Raw genomic sequence first — 14188 nt, forward strand, 5'->3', positions numbered from 1 at the left:
CCCGTGATCGTGACGATCAGTTCTGACCGTTCTTGCGCGATATTCCGGTTACCATCATATCGCTACGCACTAAAGGTTCGTAACGGAAGGTTCCAGCATGAATATCGGTGTAGGCGGCGCGAGCGGCAAGCTCGGCCAGGCAGTTCTGCGCGAGCTACAGGCCCGCGCTCCGGGACACAGGCTCATCGCCATATCGCGGACGCCCGAGCAGGCGCCAATAGGTGTAGAAGGCCGGCTGGGCGACTACGACCGGCCGGAGACTCTGGCCAAGGCCTATGCAGGCCTCGACCGTCTGCTGCTCATCCCGACCAGCGACATGCGTCCGGGCATGCGGGGCGATCAGAATATCGCCGGCATCCGCGGGGCGGTCGCAGCCGGAGTGAAGCACATCGTGCTGATGTCCGCCGCGGGGACGCGCGAGGAGGAGGAGCCCGCCATTGGAGCATCCTACTGGCGGGGTGAGCAGGAGCTGATCAAGACGGCGCCGAAGTGGACCGTGCTGCGGATGAACTATTACGCGGAAAGCCTCCTCGACGAAGTGCAGACGTCGGCAGCGCAGGGCGCCCTCGCCGGCATCGCCGAGAATCGCGTTGCATTCGTCTCGCGCGACGACATCGCGGCAGCGGCAGCCGGCATTCTGACAGGCGACGGCCATGCCGGCGCCATCTACAACGCCACGGGTTCACGTAGCTATACCGGGGCTGAGCGGGCTGCCCTCATCTCGGAGGTGATGGGCAAGCCCCTCGGCTACATCACGGTCCCGGCCGAGACTCTCCGGGCCGGAATGATCGAGGCCGGCCTTCCCGATTTCGTCGCCAGCGCCGTGGTCGGCATCCAGAGCATCTTCGCCGATGGCGCCCTCGACATCGTCACGGGGGACATCGAGAAGCTGGCCGGGAGACCGCCGCGGGAGCTCCGCGACCTGGTGTCAGAGCGTTTCAAACCATCGGTGAACTGAGGACCGCAAAACAAGGGTCAAGCCGCTCATCTTGCTCACTTCCGTTGGACTGGCTGGGGCGCTAGGATTCGAACCTAGGAATGGCGGTACCAAAAACCGCTGCCTTACCACTTGGCGACGCCCCAACGCGCGCGTTCCTACACGCTTCACAATACCGACGCAACCAATCGGAAATCGCCGCAGTTAGGCGCTTGAGTTGCCTCGGGACCGAGTCTATAACGCGCCTCGTTAGCCACTGGCCGCCCGCCGCACCGTCCCGGAGTTCGGCACCACGGGTCCAGAGGCAATCTGACGGAGTATAGCGCAGCCTGGTAGCGCACCTGCTTCGGGAGCAGGGGGTCGAGTGTTCGAATCACTCTACTCCGACCAATCAACCCCGGCCTCGCAAGAGGTCGGGGTTTTTCTTCGGCGGCATGGGCGTTGGACAGACACTGAGCACTGCCTCACAGCCGCCGATGCCGGACTCGTTTCCGGCGCGCCCTAAACCTCCGCCACGCGCGACCCCTGGCCGACGACCATTGCCGCCTCGATCGCCTGCTGCTCGCTCCAGCCAGCGCCGTCCTGCATGGCAGCGCTCAGGCGTGGTGGCGACAGCCGCTGGGACAGTTCGGCCACCAGGCGTTGGTGGGTGACCTGCTCGGTCCATTCCCGGCTGGCGTTGCCTTTGGCGTAGAACGCCTCGGTAAACCCGAGCAGCCGGGCGGCGAGCTCGGCTTCTCCTTCGAGGGCGGCCACCAGGGCCAGGTGTTCCGCGGCACGCACGATTGCTGCTGGCCAGCCGAGGGCTCTCGCCTCTCGCAAGCTCTCGATTGCGGATTGGCGCGCCGGTTCCAGCTTGCCATCCGAAAGCAGGTATGAGGCGAGGTTGCTGAGGCCCAAGGTGGCCTGTCGGCGGTTATGGTCCGGGCCGCCGAGCATACGTTGGATCCCAGTGATGGCACTCGCGACCTCGCCGGCGATGAAGTCCATTTCTGCCAGCGCGATTTGCGCGCTCGCCACACCCCGGGAATCGCCGACGCTCCTGCACACGGCCATGGATCGTCCGATCAAGGTTCGCGCCGCCGCGACGTCGCCACCCAGATACGCCGCCACACCCTTGGAGCGGAGGCAACTCGCCAGCGGTTTGGTCGGACCGAGCGGCTCAAGCACCTTCAGGGCGTCTTCGAGATACGGCAGCGCTTTTCCGATTGTCTCCATGGTCAGCAGCGCGGCCCCGGCGCGGGCCAGGGCTTCGCCGAGATCGAGATCGCGGCCGGCGGAGCGGAACAGCTGCACCGCCTGATCGGCAAAGGCAAAGCCAGAGTGATCGCCATGCGCGCTGTTGGAGGTCTTCGACAGATAGAGCCGCCCTGCGATGTCGGGCGGCGTACCCTGGTCGATCTGGAGCATCGCCACTTCGCTCCAGCGCTCGCGTTCACGGAACAGCGAGAGCTCATCCCAGAGCCGGAGGCTCAGCGTGGCAAGCTGAACGCCGAGCTTTGCCTCGCCTTCAGCTCCAAAGGCCCATTCCAGTGAGGCACGCACATTGTCGAGTTCCGGCTCATACCGACCCAGCCAGGTGGCGGTTGGCGTCCTGGGCCAGGTCTCCCGGCCCTCGGTGAACCGATCAATCAGGTAGGCCGCGAGCTCGCGCTGCCGACCCGGCTCGCCAATATCGCCCTGCTTGTCCAGGGCATATCTGCGCGTCGTCTCGAGCAGGCGGTAACGCGGCTCGGCTTCCGTCAGGTCCACTGCGACCAGCGACTTTTCCACCAGCGAGGATAACAGGTCGAACACTTCATCCTCTGCAATCGGCGCGCCGCTGGCGACCCGCATCGCCGATGCCAGCGAGCAGCCGCCGGCGAACACCGCAAGCCGGCGCAGCAGCGCCTGTTCTTCGGTGGGCAGCAGATCGTAGCTCCAGTCGAGCATGGCGCGCAGGGTCTGGTGATGTCGGGGGCCGGCCCTGGTCGACCGGCGCAGCGTCATGAACGACGCGCTGAGATTGCTGGCCAGCCAATCGGGCCCCATCATTTTGAGCCGCCCAACCGCCAGCTCGATGGCCAGGGGGATGCCGTCGACCTGCTTGCAGATGCTGGCGATAGCGGGCGCATTGCCCTCATCGAGCACGAACCCATCGACTATCGCGGCGGCACGATCGACGAATAACTGCACGGCGCTGTGCGCGACCGCGACCGTCGGGCTTATTGCCTCCGGGCGGGCTGGATAGGCGAGGCTCGGCACCCGATACTGGCTCTCGCCGGGTACCGACAGACTCTCGCGGCTGGTCACCAGGATCGAAACCGATGGGCAGGCGCCCAGCAGCATCTCGACGAGCCGCGCCGAGGCTGCGATCAGGTGCTCGCAATTGTCGAGGATGAGCAGCACGTCCCGCTGATGCAAGTGGGCGATGGCGCTCTCGATGGCCGGCCGATCGCCAGCCACGGGCACCCCCAAGGCACCGCACAACGCTTCCCCAACCAGTTGTGGGTCGGCAATCGCGGCCAGTTCGACCAGCCAGACCCCATCCGCATATCCCCCGGCGAGCCGGAAGCCGGTTTCAACGGCCATGCGGGTCTTGCCCGCGCCACCGGGGCCGGTAAGCGTTACCAGCCGGTAGCGGCGGAGGCGGGCGAGAACCTCCTCCACCTCCTCGTCGCGACCGACCAGCGAGGTCATCTGCCGCGGCAGGTTGTGCGCTTGCGGCGTCCGGCCGAGGGACTGGTCGCGCACCGCAGGCGCGGCATCCAGATGATATGGCGCCGGGTCGGCCGCCAGCCGCAGCAATGCCTTGGTCTCGGCCGCCGGCTCGACCGACAGTTCGCGCAACAGGATATCGCGACAACGCTGGTATTGCCGCACGGCGAGGGCCCGCTCACCTGCGGCCAGGTGCGCCCGCATCAAGGCCCGATGCCCTGGTTCGGCAAGCGGGTCGATCTCGACCAGGCGGGCCGCGATCGGTTCGGCATCCTTATGGCGTGCCGCCCGCTCGTAGGCCGTAAGCAGCCATTCGAAGCGTTTGGTCGCGATCCCCCGGAGTTCGGCGCGCCGGGCCTCGAGCCATTGCTGGCCAAGCGGATCGCGAATGCTCAAGCCCTCGAGGAATTCTCCCTTGTATTGCGCCACCGCCCGCTCCAGCACCTCAACGGTGCTGTCGACCTCGACCTCAAGCAATGCGACGTCCGACTGCACCATGCCCGAGGCAAAGCTCAGCTTTTCACGATCGACCTCAAGCACCTCGCTGGCCTCTGCATTGAGGGACCGCCGAAGCACGGCCAGGGTCTGGCGCAGGCTCTGGTAGGCCTGGGCCTCGCTCCGTTCGCTCCACAGCAGGGCCGCAATCTCTTCGCGACTGCCGCTTTGCCGTGGGCGGAGCGCCAGCCAAGCCAGCACAAGACGCGCCGTCTTGAGCCTGAGCTCGATCACGCGTCCATCTTGAGACCGAGCTTCGAACGGGCCCAGGAGATTGAGATACAGATGGGGCGAGGTCACAGGCCGTTTCGCTCACTGCTCGATCGAAGAAGTGAACCGTAGCAGACAGAAATTCACGGGCAAATCACGTTGCTCGCATGCCGGGATCACGTGGCCATTACGTCTGCGCCATATCTTTAATGCCCGATGCCGTTCTGGCGTGCAGCCTGAAGAGTGGCATCTGCAATTGCTTGCGCCGCTGGCGGGCCACAGCTCGCGACGTGATCATCCCGGCTTGTCGAGGTCTTTCCAGGCCTCGGCAACGGTGTGGCGCATGCGCCTAGCAGCGGATCTGCCTCATCGTCCCTGGCCGAATTGTCGCGACGGAAGGAGGTAGGCACCATGAGTTTCATTCTCGCCGCCTATGCATGCGAGCGCTATGGCACAGCAATCCTGCGCACCCGTCAGGGGCGTTCGTGGGGAGGCGTCAATGGGTGACGTTCAGTTCGCCTTCCAGGTGGCGCGCTATATCGGTGGAAGTGGCGGGGTTGCTTTCGCCAAACCGGTGCGGGCCATCGCCGCCCACCCCATCGCGGCGGCCGAAAGGGTCATGCGGACCAGGCCCTATCTGTTAGGTGAGCCGAAAAACATCCTCGCGGAAGTTTCATACCTCAACCCCGACGGCGATGAAGAGCGCGTGCTGCTCTATCACGATGGATCGGTCGCAACGCCGAGTGCCGTTCCGGCGCCATCGCGATAACACGCGTTTCCGCCGAAGTGACGCAGCCGGCGCTCGGGTGGCTTCAAGCGGCCGGCTGCAGGCCCGGCGCAACAGGGGTCCTGGCCGAGTTTCAGGCTAAGTCGCAGGCCGTGAGGCGAGCGTTACGGCGCTGCGACCTGCCGGGGCCAAGTTGAGGCTGCCGCGTTTCACCCATCAAAAGCCCCTCGCGACAAGGCAGCATGCACCCTCGGATGCCCCTTGCGGCGACCATTACGAATCCGACACGCTGACCGGCAGTGTGTGAGATGGGCACCTATGGTTGAGCGGTCCTCATTTGGTCAGTTGCTGCGCTATCCCGGCTTCGTGCGCCTGTGGCTTGCGGACGGGCTGTCGACGTTCGGGACGTTCATTTTCGGTCTGTCGCTGCAACTGTTGCTGATCCACGCCCTCGACGCCGATCAGCTGGAGATCGGCTGGGTCCGGTCGGCGCAGTGGCTGCCCTCGCTGCTGTTCGGCCTGGCGGCGGGGGTGATCGTCGATCGGGTGCGGCGCAGGAAGCTGCTGATCGCCACCGATATTGCAAGTTGCCTTTTGCTGCTGGCGATCGCCGGGCTCGGCATCCTGGGGGCGCTCTCGCCACTGGGGCTGGCGGTGCTGGTGTTCCTGCTCGGCACCGCGGCGGTGCTGCAGGGCGGGGCGCATCAATCGTTCACCGCCGACCTGTTGCCGCCGAACCTCCTGGCCTCGGGGAGCGTGGTCATGACCCAGACCTACACCGCCGCGCAGACGCTGGGGCCCTTGCTCGCCGGCCTGCTGGCGGGGGTGGTCGGGGCCCCGGTCACCATGCTGATCAACGCTTTCACCTACGCCGCCTCGGCAGTGCTGCTCGCCGGCGTTCCGGATCCGCAGCCATCCGAGCAGCGGACGCCAGCCTCGGTCGGCGCCGATCTCAGGGAGGGGATTGCCTGGGTCTACCGGCACCCCTTCCTCGCGCCCTACGCGCTTTGCCTCCATGCCTGGTTCATCGCCAATGCGATCGCCGGCACGGTCTACATCTTCCATGCGACCAAGCTCGGGCTCGATGCCGGCGCCGTCGGATTGACCCTGGGGGTAGCGGGGTTGGCCGGCGTGCTGGGGGCCGGATTGGCGGAGTGGGCGGCGCGAGTATTCGGGACCGGCAAGGCGATCCTCTTCTGCGATTACCTGACCGGGGCGGGGTGGCTGCTGGTGGCGGCAGCGCCACAATCGGGGCTCGCGCTCTATGCGCTCATCGCGGCGCAGCTCGTCTACGGCGTCGGCTTCGGCTTGCGCGGCCCGCTGGAGATGAGTTTCCGCAACGCCGTGACGCCCTCGCGGTTGCGGGACGAATGAACACCACCATCCGTTCGATCAACTGGGGCCTCATCGCGCTGGCCGCCCCGTTCGGCGGCTGGTTGGCCCTGCAGTTCGGCGACCGCACGGCGTTGGCCATTGCCGGAGCGACGATGCTGGGGACCGGGACGGTGCTGCTGCTCTCACGTTTCCGCGGCGCTGCGATGCCGACCGATGCGTCGGCCTAGCGCTGCGGTGAGGCGGTTTCATTGGCCCACGAGCACGGCCGGCCGCTATGCCGCACGGCGTTTGAAGCGGTAGCGCAGGCGCCGCAGGAACTGGTTGACGCCCACATAGGTCTCCAGACGCCGCAACTGGCCGACATCGCCGGCGTTCTCGGCGAGCAGCTTGCGGTCCGGCTCGCCGAAAGCCGGGTGCTCGTCAAACGCGAGGAGCGCCGAAAACGCCGCGAGCGCCCTGCCATAGCTGAACTTGAGACTCGCATCGTTGAAAATGCCCTGGAAGAGTGGCGCGCCGGAGGTGTTCTGGCCGTGGATGCAGTAGCAGTAGGACAGCGGGTCATCCAACAGCGCCAATGAGCGCGCCTGGAGCATTGCCTCGACCAGCGCCGTATCTTCACCCCGGGCAGCATCCGGATAGCGGGGCAGCACGTTCTTGAAGGCGATCATCGAGCCTTCCCAGACGCGTGTATTCGACAGTCTCAGCAGCCTCTCGTGGGGCGACCACAGGCATAGTTGCCGCAGGAAGACGGCATCGGCCCTGGCCTGCAGCAGCGCCCCGACGCCACGCTCAAGGCGATGGACACCATAGATATCGTCATCGTCCCACACGCAGACGATCTCGCCCCGCGCCTGATCTACGCTGACGTTTCTGAGCAGCCCGAGCGATAGTTGCCGGTCGGCGGGGACGAGACGCACGTCGGCTCCGCTCTGCTCGACGAGATGCTGCAGCGCGGCAGTCGTCGTGCCGCAGACGACGATCAGCTCTTTGTTACGATAAGTCTGCCTGCTGAAATAGCCGATCGAGGCGCGGACCCGGGCAACATCGCCCCGCGTTACCATAAGGCATGAAACCAGCGGCCCCGTCGTGCTGCCCGTGGTGGCAATCAGGCGGTCGGGCGTGACTCGACTCGAGGTCCCCCTGAGGCTCCGGTCGTAGATGTATACCTGTTGGTTGATCATCGAAGGCGAGGCGTCCGGGCGGTACTATTGTGCCAGATGTGGACCAGCAGTCGCTGATTCTGTCCACGATGCTGGGGGCAAATGTCCGGGGGGCGTCGGGCCGCTTACCGCGTCATCCGTTACTTGACGATACATCCAATGCGGCTTGCCTCAGCTTGCGCCGCGGTCCACCGGCGTCAGGTAGGGCAGCCGCGCTGCCTCCGGCATCGGGCCGAGCCGGGCGATCATCTCGATATTGGGGTGCATCGAGCGGTGCAGATGCGTCTCCAGCATGCGGCAGGCGCTGTCGAGATCGCCGTCGAGCAGCAGGTCGTAGATGCTCCGGTGCTCCTCCAGCATGGTGGAGATTTCGGTGCCGGTGCGGTGGCTGCGGAAGGTGGCGTGCGTGGCGATCAGCAGCAGCTGGCTGCGCTGCACCGCCTGCAGCAGCTGCCGGTTATTGCAGCGGGCTACGGTGTCGATGTGCAGGTCCTGCTCGATCCCCTCGAGCTCCATGATGCCGCGATCGCCGCCCTGCGCCCGCATCACCCGGTCGCGGCGGGCGGTCAGCTCCGCCTCGGTGAATTTCGGAAACGCCTGGCGCAGCGCTACCGGCTCGAGAATCCAGCGCATCTCGTAATGCTCGCGGATCGATTCGGCGGTCAGCGGCCCGGCATACCAGCGCTGGTTGGCCTCCTGGACGATAATGCCGGTGCGGGCCAGCCGGGTCAGCACTTCGTGCGCGATGGTCCGGCTGACCCCGTAATGCTCGGCCAGCGCCGATTCGTTCAGCATGAACCGACCATAGGCGAGGCTGGCGGCTACGGCGTGCTCGACCTCGGGATAAATCTTCAGCCCGATATTACGCGGCGAGCCGTCGGCCTCCAGCGCCGCCGGCAGCACCAGGCCCGCTTCGCTGAGCTCGAGCCGCAGCGGTTTTGGCGCCGTCTCGCCGCCGCGGGCAATGAAGCCGCGTCCGGCAAAACTGCCGATCAGCCCTTCGTCGCTCAGCCGCTTCAGGGCGGCGGCCGCGGGGATGCGGCTCGCCTTGAAGGCCCGCGCCACATTGGCCTCGCCGAGCACCAGCCCAGCCGGAAACGCCCCCGCTTCGAGGTGCTCACGGAGCACCGTATAGATGGTCTGGTACAGCGGCGCTTCGGGCTTGGGCGACATCGGGCGTCGTTCTACCATTTGGGTGCCCCTCTGTCAGTCGGCGCCGAAGATCGCATATTTCCGGCAACTGCTTGCAATATCCATAAGTCGCCGATCCCCGCCCACCATCGCGCTTTGGGCAGCGCGCTGTATTGCTTGGCGCGCACCATTCTATCGTGACGCACTCTGCATGCAATATGCATTGACTCTCGTCGCAGCGATTTGCAAGAGTGTTGCCGTCGCTGGAGGAAGCGACGAGGGAGGCGGCCGCCTTGCCGGCCGTGACATGGCGTTCCCCCGGACGCCGGAGGAGAGTTTCGATGAAGTTCGCACGTTTGGTGCTGGCCTCGGCCGGCCTCGCTACCCTTTTGTCCGGCGCCGCAGCGGCGCAGGAGACGGTGATCGGCGGCATGATCTTCCAGCAGGATCAGTTCTTCCGCGGCATCCAGCTCGGCATGGAGCAGAGCGCCAAGGATGGCGGCGCGACGCTGTTGCAGGGCAATTCCGAGAACAAGCTCGAAAAGGAAGCCGAGCTGGTCGACACCTTCATCGCCCGCGGGGCCAAGGCGATCGTCCTCGCCCCGCTCAATGGCGATGCGTCGATCCCGGCGCTCGAGCGCGCCCGTGACGCTGGCGTCAAAGTGGTGCTCTACGGCACCTCGATCAATTCCGATTTCCAGGTTGCCGATATCGGCACCAGCCAGCTCGATATCGGCCGCTTCACCGGCGAGGCGGCGGCCCGCTTCATCACCGAGACTTTCGGTGGCAAGGCCAAGGTGGCGCTGCTCGGCTTCCGCTCGCAGCTGCAGCAGATGAGCGACGACCGCACCAATGGCTTCCTTGAAAAGGCCAAGGCCGGCGCCGAACTCGATATCGTCGCGACGCAGGATGCCTGGCTCGCCGAGAACGCCGTGACCGTCGCCACCGACATCCTCACCGCCAATCCCGGGCTGCAGGTGATCTATGCCGCCAACGAAGGCGGCACCGTCGGCGCGGTGCAGGCGGTGCGCGCCGCGGGGCTGCAGGGCAAGGTGTTCGTATTCGGCACCGATGGCTCGGAGCAGCTGGCCGGGTTCCTGCTCGATGAGGATAATGTGCTGATCGCCACCACGGCGCAGCAGCCCTTCGAGATGGGGAAGAAAGCCACCGACGTGGCGCTCGCCGCCGCCAAGGGCGAGGCCACCGAGAAGGCCTACGACATCCCGCCGCTGGCGCTTTCCCGCTACGACCTCGAGGCGGTAAAGGCCTATGCGGCGAGTGTGAAGCAGTAATCGGCCCCTGCCGCCGGTCCTCTGGAGCGAGATTAGGAAAAGTTGCAGACTTTTCCGGTTCGATCTCGCGACAAAACAAGGGCTTGGATCAGGATGGCGCTTCAACGAAGCGCAATCCTGATCCGGGATCGGCGGCGTCCTCGGCTCGGGAGTCTCCGGATGCGCGGCGCCATCGAATTCCGCGATGTCAGCAAGGCCTATGACGGCACGCTGGCGCTGTCGCATTTCTCGCATGCCTTTGCGCCCGGCCGCGTGCACGCCCTGATGGGGCGCAACGGTTCCGGCAAATCCACCGCCATCAAGATCCTCGCCGGCGCCGTGCAGCCGACCTCCGGCACGCTGTCGGTGAATGGCCACGAGGTGAGCTTCGCGACACCCTCTGAGGCCTTTGCCGTCGGCATCGTCACCGTGCACCAGGAGCTGTCACTGGTGCCCTCTCTGTCGGTGGGCGAGAACATCTTTCTCGGCCGGCTGCCGAGGCGTGGCCGCTTTGTCGACTGGAGCGAACTACACCGGCAGGCCGCCGCGCTGCTCACCGAAATGGAGCTCGAGATCGAGCCGCGCCGGCTGGTCGAGACGCTGAGCCTGGGCCAGCAGCAGATGGTCGAAATCGTCAAGGCGATGAGCTTTGCCCCATCAGTGTTGATCCTCGACGAGCCGACCTCGGCGCTGGCGGCGCGCGAGGTCCAGCACCTGTTCGATCTGGTGCGCCGGCTCAAGGCGCGCGGCGTGACGGTGATCTACATCACCCACCGGATGAACGAGCTGTTCGAGCTGGCCGATACCTGCACCGTGGTCCGCGACGGCCACTATGTCGGCACCATCGAAATATCAGATGCGACGCCAGCCAAGATCGTCGAGATGATGTTCGGCGACGTGGCGAAAGCCTCGCGCCCCGCCCGCCGGGCGGTCAACCGCAGCAACCCGGTGCTGTCGGTTCGCCAGCTGACGCGAGCTCCGGCTTTCACCGACATCTCGTTCGAGCTCTATCCCGGCGAAGTGCTGGGGATGGCCGGCCTGCTCGGCGCCGGTCGCACCGAGGTGCTGCGCGCCATCTTCGGCGCCGATCCGCTCGAGGGCGGCGAGATCAGCTTTGCCGGCCAGCGTGTCGAGCGGCCGACCCCTAAGCGCATGAAGGCGCTGGGGCTCGGCTACACCCCCGAGAACCGCAAGGAGGTCGGGCTGGTGCAGATGGCCGCCATCCACGACAACCTGATCCTCGCCAGCCTCGATCGCATCGCCCGCGCCGGTTTCACCAATCGCGCCCGCGAAACCCCGTCGGTCACCCGCCAGATCCGCGACCTCGGCATCAAGGTGGCCGATCCGCGGCTGCCGGTGTCGACCCTTTCGGGCGGTAACCAGCAGAAGGTGGTGATCGGCAACTGGCTCAACACAGCGCCGAAAGTGATGTTCTTCGATGAGCCAAGCCGCGGCGTCGATCTCCAGGCCAAGCAGCAGATCTTCGAGATCATGTGGGCTGAGGCCGAAGCCGGACTTTCCTCGATCTTCGTGTCCAGCGAACTCGAGGAACTGCTCGATGTCGCAGACCGCATCCTCGTGCTGCATCACGGTCGCCTCGTCGCCGAAGTGACGCCGGAGACCACCAACCTCACCGAACTCTACCAGCTCTGCATGGAGGGACATCCCTGATGAGCGCCGACGCCGAACGTACCACGCCGCGAGGCGGCCTCAGCCTCACCATGCTGCGCTACTTCGTCATGGAGCTGATCCTCGTCGCCCTGATCCTCGTGCTGGTCGTCGCCGCGCCGGGCTTTGCCAGCCTGCCCAACCTGCTCAATGTGCTGCGCGCCGTTTCCATGCTGGGGATCATTGCCTTCGGTATGACGGCGGTGATCATCGCCGGCGAGATCGACCTCTCGGTCGGCGCCGGTGCGGCGCTGGCCGGCTGCATCCTCGGCTGGACCTGCGGCGCGCTCACCGACAGCATCGGCCCCTGGCCGGCCGTCGCTATCGGCGCGCTGGCCGCCATCGCCGTCGGCATCGGCTGCGGGGTGTTCACCGGCAAGATGCGGCAATGGTTCAACGTGCCGAGCTTCATCACCACGCTGGCGATGCTGGCGGGCCTGCGCGGCATCGCCAACCTGATCTCGGGCGGCTTTCCTATCACCAGCTTTCCCAAGGGCTTCAACTTCCTCGGCGCCGGCAATGTCGGCGGCGTGCCGACGCCCGTATTCTTCTTCCTCGCGGTGTTCGCCGCCATGCATGTGCTGATGAAATACACGAGCTTCGGCCGCGCCGTTTACGCCGTCGGCGGCAATGCCGAGGCCTCGCGGCTATCGGGCATCGACGTCTACGGCACCAAGACGCTGGCCCTCGCCATCACCGGCGGGCTCACCGCGCTCAGCGGCATGCTGATCGCCAGCCAGATCGGCTCGGGCAACGGCACTGCCGCCACCGGCATGGAGCTCAACGTCATCGCCGCAGTGATCATCGGTGGCACCAGCCTCTTCGGCGGCAAGGGCCGCATCTGGGGCACCCTGCTCGGCGTGCTGTTCCTCGGCTGCATCAACAACGGCATGGTGCTGATGAACGTCTCCGAGTATTGGCGCCTCGTCGTTTCGGGCGCCACCATCCTCGCCGCCGTGCTGCTCAATCAGGTGCTGGAGCGCGGCATCAAGCGGTGAGTGTCTGCCACCAGCGGCACCCAAGGTTTCGATGTCATCCCGGCGCAGGCCCATACGCGCCAGGTTACTGTTGTAGTTATGGTCGTGCCCACCCACCGGCTGTCATCCCAGCGAAAGCTGGGACCCATCTATCCGCTTGCGCTGTGGCGAGTTGGGTTCCTGCTTTCGCAGGGATGACACCGAGTTCGGGGCGCTGTTTGGTGGCAAGTTCGCCGAAGGGCCTGCATCAAAGCAGCGGCAATCCCCAGGAAGCACCTGTGACAGCCTAGGATGCCCTCAGCCGATACAACCCGGCGCCATGGCTCGGCAACGTCGCGACGAAGCTGCCGGCGTGCCGGCCGAGCGGCCGCCCCGTCCACAGGTCCGTTACCTCGGCGCTGTCGATGCCAAGTGGCGCAAGTTTGAAGCCGACCTCGCGCTCCGTCTTGCCGGTGTTGAACAGCGCCAGATAGGCATCGCCGTTCGTAGCCCGCGCCGTCCACACCCGGGTACCGTCCATGACGAAATGCGGCTGGTTGTCGGTGCTCGACTGGTTGACCGCCAGCACCTCGCGGTTGGTCAGCAACGCCAGGGTTGGGGCATCGAGGTGGCGCAGGTCGCCGCCCATGATCAGCGGCGAGCGGGCAATGGCCCAGAGCGTCATCACCGTCCGCTGCTCTGCGGGGGTGAAGCGCGTGTCGCGGTCGCCGAGCGCCAGCCGGCCGAGCGGCAGCATATCGGCATCCGGCCAGGCGCCGGGGCGGCGCCACGGGTTCCAGTTCTCGAGCCGCACGAACTGCGCCTCGAGCATCGCCCACTCGTCCCAGAAATCATCACTGATCCGCCACAGCTGCGCGTACTCGCGCACATGTTCGGCCCGGATCACCGGCGTCTCGCCCGGCGATAGCGATAGCACCATCGGCCGGCCGGTCTTCACGATGGCATCGTGCGCCGCCTCGATCTCGGCAGCGTGCGCATCGTAGGGACGGCTCATGTCGTCCATCTTGATGAAGTCGACGCCCCACTCGGCGTAGAGCGCAAATATGCTGTCATAATAGGCCTGCGCCCCGGGCTTCTGCATATCGACGCCGTACATGTCGGGGTTCCAGCTGCAGATGCTGGAGGTGTCGGCGATATCGGCGGCTCGCACCGTTGTGCCGAGGACGGGCAGGTTCTGCTCGACCGCCAGCCGCGGGATGCCGCGCATGATGTGGATGCCGAATTGCAGTCCCAGCCCATGCACCTGCCGCGCCAGCTCGGCGAAGCCAACCCCGTTGGCAGCCGAGGGGAAGCGGTTCAGCGCCGGCGTGACCCGCCCAAACCCGTCCATCGTCGGCACCGGCTTGGTGTTGTAGTTGTAGCTCCTGGCTTCCGGCTCGTACCACTGGATGTCGACGGTGAAGACGTCATAGCCGAAGGGCAGCAGCTTTTCGGCCATGATCGCTGCGGTCTCGAGGGCCTGCGCCTCGGTGATCGTGGTGGCAAAGCTGTTCCAGCTGTTCCAGCCCATCGGCGGGGTCGGGGCGAGAATGGTCATGGTTGGCGTCGATCCAGTTACTGAGACCGCGACGCCAACCCCC

General features: G+C 65.9%; 11 protein-coding genes and 2 tRNA genes. 8 read left to right on the forward strand and 5 right to left on the reverse strand.

Going from position 1 to position 14188, the window contains the following annotated elements; translation table 11 throughout:
* Nucleotides 1-97: 97 nt before the first annotated feature.
* Nucleotides 98-958 (forward strand): SDR family oxidoreductase, encoded by an 861-nt coding sequence (locus tag ASC89_RS03390; RefSeq protein ID WP_055994565.1) that lies wholly within the window; start codon nucleotides 98-100, stop codon nucleotides 956-958.
* Nucleotides 959-1008: 50 nt separating this feature from the next.
* Here ASC89_RS03390 and ASC89_RS03395 read toward each other — a convergent pair.
* Nucleotides 1009-1083, reverse strand: a tRNA-Gln gene (locus tag ASC89_RS03395).
* Nucleotides 1084-1250: 167 nt separating this feature from the next.
* Here ASC89_RS03395 and ASC89_RS03400 point away from each other — a divergent pair.
* Nucleotides 1251-1327: transfer RNA gene (locus ASC89_RS03400), tRNA-Pro, on the forward strand.
* A gap of 111 nt (nucleotides 1328-1438) precedes the next feature.
* Here ASC89_RS03400 and ASC89_RS03405 read toward each other — a convergent pair.
* Nucleotides 1439-4363, reverse strand: a complete 2925-nt coding sequence (locus ASC89_RS03405; RefSeq protein ID WP_055873787.1) for a BTAD domain-containing putative transcriptional regulator — start codon at nucleotides 4361-4363, stop codon at nucleotides 1439-1441.
* 475 nt (nucleotides 4364-4838) lie between these two features.
* Between ASC89_RS03405 and ASC89_RS03410 the strand changes: the two genes are divergently transcribed.
* The 3 genes from ASC89_RS03410 (at nucleotide 4839) to ASC89_RS03420 (ending at nucleotide 6628) form a co-directional block, all read left to right on the forward strand.
* Complete coding sequence (locus ASC89_RS03410) at nucleotides 4839-5108, forward strand: hypothetical protein (protein ID WP_055873784.1); 270 nt, start codon at nucleotides 4839-4841, stop codon at nucleotides 5106-5108.
* A 276-nt stretch (nucleotides 5109-5384) separates the two neighbouring features.
* Nucleotides 5385-6440, forward strand: a complete 1056-nt coding sequence (locus ASC89_RS03415; RefSeq protein ID WP_055994568.1) for an MFS transporter — start codon at nucleotides 5385-5387, stop codon at nucleotides 6438-6440.
* Entirely contained in the window at nucleotides 6437-6628 is a 192-nt protein-coding gene (locus ASC89_RS03420) for a hypothetical protein (RefSeq protein WP_055994571.1), read from the forward strand. Before ASC89_RS03415 ends, ASC89_RS03420 begins: the two co-directional genes overlap by 4 nt.
* A gap of 45 nt (nucleotides 6629-6673) precedes the next feature.
* Here ASC89_RS03420 and ASC89_RS03425 read toward each other — a convergent pair whose 3' ends face one another.
* Nucleotides 6674-7582: a glycosyltransferase family A protein gene (locus ASC89_RS03425; RefSeq protein WP_082533150.1), complete on the reverse strand. Its 909-nt coding sequence runs from the start codon at nucleotides 7580-7582 to the stop codon at nucleotides 6674-6676.
* Between the two features lie 150 nt (nucleotides 7583-7732).
* Complete coding sequence (locus ASC89_RS03430) at nucleotides 7733-8752, reverse strand: GntR family transcriptional regulator (RefSeq protein ID WP_055873776.1); 1020 nt, start codon at nucleotides 8750-8752, stop codon at nucleotides 7733-7735.
* 281 nt (nucleotides 8753-9033) lie between these two features.
* Between ASC89_RS03430 and ASC89_RS03435 the strand changes: the two genes are divergently transcribed.
* The 3 genes from ASC89_RS03435 to ASC89_RS03445 all read left to right on the forward strand — a co-directional run bounded on the left by ASC89_RS03435 (nucleotide 9034) and on the right by ASC89_RS03445 (nucleotide 12629).
* A complete protein-coding gene (locus ASC89_RS03435) occupies nucleotides 9034-9984 on the forward strand; it encodes a substrate-binding domain-containing protein (RefSeq protein WP_055994576.1) in 951 nt (316 codons plus the stop codon).
* Between the two features lie 159 nt (nucleotides 9985-10143).
* Nucleotides 10144-11634 carry a sugar ABC transporter ATP-binding protein gene (locus tag ASC89_RS03440; protein ID WP_055873770.1) on the forward strand — a complete coding sequence of 497 codons (1491 nt, stop codon included), beginning with the start codon at nucleotides 10144-10146 and terminating at the stop codon, nucleotides 11632-11634.
* Nucleotides 11634-12629, forward strand: a complete 996-nt coding sequence (locus tag ASC89_RS03445; RefSeq protein ID WP_055873768.1) for an ABC transporter permease — start codon at nucleotides 11634-11636, stop codon at nucleotides 12627-12629. Before ASC89_RS03440 ends, ASC89_RS03445 begins: the two co-directional genes overlap by 1 nt.
* A gap of 265 nt (nucleotides 12630-12894) precedes the next feature.
* On the opposite strand, the gene ASC89_RS03450 is transcribed toward ASC89_RS03445, so the two are convergent.
* The gene (locus ASC89_RS03450; protein ID WP_082527819.1) at nucleotides 12895-14145 is read right to left on the reverse strand and encodes a glycoside hydrolase family 27 protein; all 1251 of its coding nucleotides are present in this window, start codon (nucleotides 14143-14145) and stop codon (nucleotides 12895-12897) included.
* Nucleotides 14146-14188: the final 43 nt, after the last annotated feature.

The sequence above is a fragment of the Devosia sp. Root413D1 genome (genome assembly GCF_001425235.1).
Classification (GTDB): Bacteria; Pseudomonadota; Alphaproteobacteria; order Rhizobiales; family Devosiaceae; genus Devosia_A.

What these genes read in the sequence shown, in the direction of transcription:
- ASC89_RS03445 (WP_055873768.1), top strand. Translation starts at nt 11,634, where the DNA reads ATGAGCGCCGACGCCGAACGTACCACGCCGCGAGGCGGCCTCAGCCTC.
- ASC89_RS03410 (WP_055873784.1), top strand. Translation starts at nt 4,839, where the DNA reads ATGGGTGACGTTCAGTTCGCCTTCCAGGTGGCGCGCTATATCGGTGGA.
- ASC89_RS03415 (WP_055994568.1), top strand. Translation starts at nt 5,385, where the DNA reads ATGGTTGAGCGGTCCTCATTTGGTCAGTTGCTGCGCTATCCCGGCTTC.
- ASC89_RS03430 (WP_055873776.1), bottom strand. Translation starts at nt 8,752, where the DNA reads ATGGTAGAACGACGCCCGATGTCGCCCAAGCCCGAAGCGCCGCTGTAC.
- ASC89_RS03450 (WP_082527819.1), bottom strand. Translation starts at nt 14,145, where the DNA reads ATGACCATTCTCGCCCCGACCCCGCCGATGGGCTGGAACAGCTGGAAC.
- ASC89_RS03390 (WP_055994565.1), top strand. Translation starts at nt 98, where the DNA reads ATGAATATCGGTGTAGGCGGCGCGAGCGGCAAGCTCGGCCAGGCAGTT.
- ASC89_RS03425 (WP_082533150.1), bottom strand. Translation starts at nt 7,582, where the DNA reads ATGATCAACCAACAGGTATACATCTACGACCGGAGCCTCAGGGGGACC.
- ASC89_RS03420 (WP_055994571.1), top strand. Translation starts at nt 6,437, where the DNA reads ATGAACACCACCATCCGTTCGATCAACTGGGGCCTCATCGCGCTGGCC.
- ASC89_RS03435 (WP_055994576.1), top strand. Translation starts at nt 9,034, where the DNA reads ATGAAGTTCGCACGTTTGGTGCTGGCCTCGGCCGGCCTCGCTACCCTT.
- ASC89_RS03440 (WP_055873770.1), top strand. Translation starts at nt 10,144, where the DNA reads ATGCGCGGCGCCATCGAATTCCGCGATGTCAGCAAGGCCTATGACGGC.